Source organism: Streptomyces sp. YS-3, assembly GCF_045257485.1.
Taxonomy (GTDB): Bacteria; Actinomycetota; Actinomycetes; order Streptomycetales; family Streptomycetaceae; genus Streptomyces.
In genome coordinates, this window is record NZ_JBJHPC010000693.1 from 1 (window position 1) to 3,446 (window position 3,446).

At 76.7% G+C, this 3,446-nt stretch carries 2 protein-coding genes; both read right to left on the reverse strand.

Translation table 11 applies throughout. The features are described from left to right. A partial coding sequence (locus ACJA3G_RS33375) for a PAS domain S-box protein (protein ID WP_406556779.1) occupies positions 1–2,774 on the reverse strand: 2,774 nt, incomplete at its 3' end. A 254-nt stretch (positions 2,775–3,028) separates the two neighbouring features. Further along, positions 3,029–3,439 carry an SSI family serine proteinase inhibitor gene (locus tag ACJA3G_RS33380; RefSeq protein WP_406556780.1) on the reverse strand — a complete coding sequence of 137 codons (411 nt, stop codon included), beginning with the start codon at positions 3,437–3,439 and terminating at the stop codon, positions 3,029–3,031. Positions 3,440–3,446: the final 7 nt, after the last annotated feature.

Here is a 3,446-nt window from a genome sequence, read left to right on the forward strand (position 1 = left end):
GGCTGGTAGGGGTCGGGGACCCCGGGCCGGTTCGGGTCCACGGGGATGCCGGTGCCCTGGCCGGGAGCCGTGCCGGGAAGCCCGAGGGGCCTGCCGGGACCGGCCGCCTGCGGGTCGGCGCCTGCCGGGCCGGAAGGCCGCGCGGTGTCCGGGCCGTGGGGCGCGAAGCCCTCGGGCCGGACCGGGCGGTCGGCGTCGGCGGGCGGAAGGGCGAACGCGGTGCGTACGGCCCCTTCCTCTGCCTCCGGTGCGGCGGCGAGAGCCCTGCGGGCACGACGGCCGCCGGGCCCCGCGTCGGCGGCGCGCGCCTCACCTGGGTGGGCCTCCGCGTCGGGCCCCGCCTCGCCGCCGGTGGGCAGGGCACGACGGGCGCGGCGGCCCGCCGGTGCGTCCGGGTCGGTCGTCATGCCCTGCGGCGGCACGGTCTCGCTCAGCGCGGCCGGTCGCCCGGCGCCGGACTGGCGGGCGCTCTCGGCGGCGGTGACGATCGAGCCCTCGGAGGGCGCGGCGCCCCCCTCGGCGGGGCTGGGGCGCCCGCGCCGCCGCCCCGTCCCGGAGGGACCCTCGCCCGAAGTCCCGTCGCCCGGGCCGCCGGTGGGGGCGGTGCCGGGGGCGTACGGGTGCGCGCCGCCCGGGGCGGCCTCGGTGCCGGGCATACCGACGGCCGGACCGTTCGGGGTCCCGCCGGACGGCCCGCCCGGGCCGAAGGGATGGGCACCGGGGGAGCCCTCCGGCGTACCACCGGTGGGGCCGTGGGGCACGGAGCCGTGGGGCACGCCGCCCTGGGGTGCGGCGCCGGCCGGACCGGCGCCGGGGGCACCGGGCCCGRGCGGCGAACCCGGCATGCCCGGAGCCCCCGCGACGACCGGCGCACCCGGCATGGGCGGCACGCCACCGGCCCCCGGGCCGCCGGACGGTCCCGCACCCGGGGCGCCCCGTCCCGTGACGGGGGCCCCGCCGGGCCCCTCACCGGGGCGCGGGCCGCCGCCCTCGCCCGTCTGCTGGGCGGGGATGCGTTCGAGTGCGGCCGGGGAGGCGGCGGACGGGCCGGGCCGCTGGTCCTCCTGGGCGCGCGCCCGGCGGCGGCCGGTGGGGGACTTCTCCTCCTCGACCGGGCTCGCCAGGAACGCGTCCGTGGAGGCCCGTCGGGCGCGGCGGCGGCCCGAGCCGGTCGGCTGGGCCGGTTCCGGTACGGCGACGACCGCGATCTCGGCCGCGGCGGGTTCGGGCACCGAACCGGCGCCCGACCCCAGCGGCACCTCCAGGACGTACGCGCTGCCGCTCATGCCCGGCACCTCGACCGTCTGGAGCACACCGCCGTGGGCACGCACGATGCCCCGGACGATGGGCTCGTGGACGGGGTCGCCGCCGGCGTAGGGCCCGCGCACCTCGATGCGTACGACGTCGCCGCGGACCGCAGCCGCGACGACGACCGTGGAGTCCATGTACCCGCCTGCGGCGACCGGGGCGTTGCCCGTGGCGTCGACGCCCGCCACGTCCGCCACCAGGTGCGCCAGCGCCGTGGAGAGCCGTACGGGGTCGATCTCGGCCTCGATCGGGGGCGCGTGGACGGCGAACTGGGCCCGGCCGGGCCCGATCAGCTCGACCGCGCCCTCGACGCCCGCCGCGACCACGGTCCCGACCAGCACCTTGGCCTTCTTCAGCTCCTCCGTACCGGAGTCGAGCCGCTGGAAGGCCAGGACGTTGTCGACGAGGGTGGTCATCCGGGCGTATCCGGCGGCCAGATGGTGCAGCACCTGGTTGGCCTCGGGCCACAGCTGGCCGGCGTCGTCGGCGGCCAGGGTGGACAGCTCACGGCGCAGCTCGTCCAGCGGCCCGCGCAGCGAACCGCCGAGCACCGAGAGCAGCTGCTGGTGGCGCGCGGACAGCGCGTCGTACCGGGAGGTCTCGCGCTCCAGGACCTCCGCGTGCTTCTTGGCCTGCTCCTCGTAGGGGCGGCGGTCCGTGAACGTCATCACCGCGCCGACCAGCAGGTCCCCGTCCCGTACGGGCGCGGTCGTCAGGTCGACGGGCACGGCGGCGCCGCTCTTCGCCCACAGCACCTGGTTGCGCACCCGGTGCTTGCGGCCGGACTTCAGGGTGTCGGCGAGCGGACTTCCCTCGTACGGGAACGGCTCGCCGTCGGCGCGCGAGTGCAGCACCAGCGGGTGCAGCTCCTGGCCGCCTAGGTCGCTGGCGCGGTAGCCGAGGATCTGCGCGGCGGCCGGGTTGACCAGGACGACACGGCCCTCGGTGTCGGTCCCGACCACGCCCTCCGCCGCCGCGCGCAGGATCATCTCGGTCTGCCGCTGCGAACGGGCGAGCTCCGCCTCGGTGTCGACGGTGCCGGACAGGTCACGGACGACGATCATCAGGAGCTCGTCGCCGGAGTAGTGGGCGCCGCTGCTTCCGTAGGAGGAGGACGGCGAGGCGTAGGCGTCGCGCCCGTCCTCCAGGTTGGCGCTGGTCACCTCGACGGGGAACTCGCTGCCGTCGGTGCGCCGGGCCACCATCCGGGTCGGTTTGGTGCGGCCCTGCTCGTCCTCGGACTCGGGGCGGCGCATCGACCCGGGGATGAGCTTGGAGTCGAAGGAGGGCAGCAGGTCGAGCACGCCCCGCCCCACGAGCCCGGTCCCCGGGGACTCGAACATCTCCAGGGCGATGGTGTTCGCGTTGACGACCGTGCCGTTGCAGTTGACGAGTACGAGCCCGTCCGGGAGGGCATCAAGTATGGCTGCGAGGCGAGCAGCGCCTCGGGATGGCCTGCTGCTCACGACGACGCTTCCTCCCTGAACCACTGCACCTTGCGGCCTGTCACTGGGAGGGAGTCTAAAGGCAGGGGATGGGCGCGCGACGGCGGATGAGGGGGAGCTCTCACCAATCTTCTGTGACCACGGCGTATGCCGGGGGATTGCTTCGACGGGTGGGGGCGTGTCCGGCGCGTGTACCGGGGCCGCGTGCCTCGGGCGCCCCGTCGGCGCGCTCACCGCGTCGCCGTCCGAGCCCTCACGCAACCTTCACCGGGCACTCACCGGGGCCCGGGCAGAACCGGCACCAGGGTCTTCCACCGGTTGATCTCGCATCCGTTGCGCAGGTTGTACTCGGCGTCCACCGGCCGTCCGGCCCAGGTGCCGGTGACCCGGGCGGTGGCGTCGCCGCCGTAGATCATCGTGCAGCGTGCCTCCGGGGGGACGGGCGCGAACGGGTCCCGGCCCCAGCGGGTGAGCCTGTCCAGCCGGTCGCACGCCTGGAGGATCTGCGGGTGGTTGCCGCCGGGCGGATGGCACTCCAGCTCGTACGTGCCGTCGGTCTCCCCGTTGTGCGCGACCCTCAGCCTGAGGTGGTCCGGGGCGGGATCCTGGTCGTGGCCGCCGAGGAGGGGGAGCGTGGGCAACGGCAGGGGGGCGGCGGCCAGGACCAGGATCCCGCCCCGGACCACCTCAGGC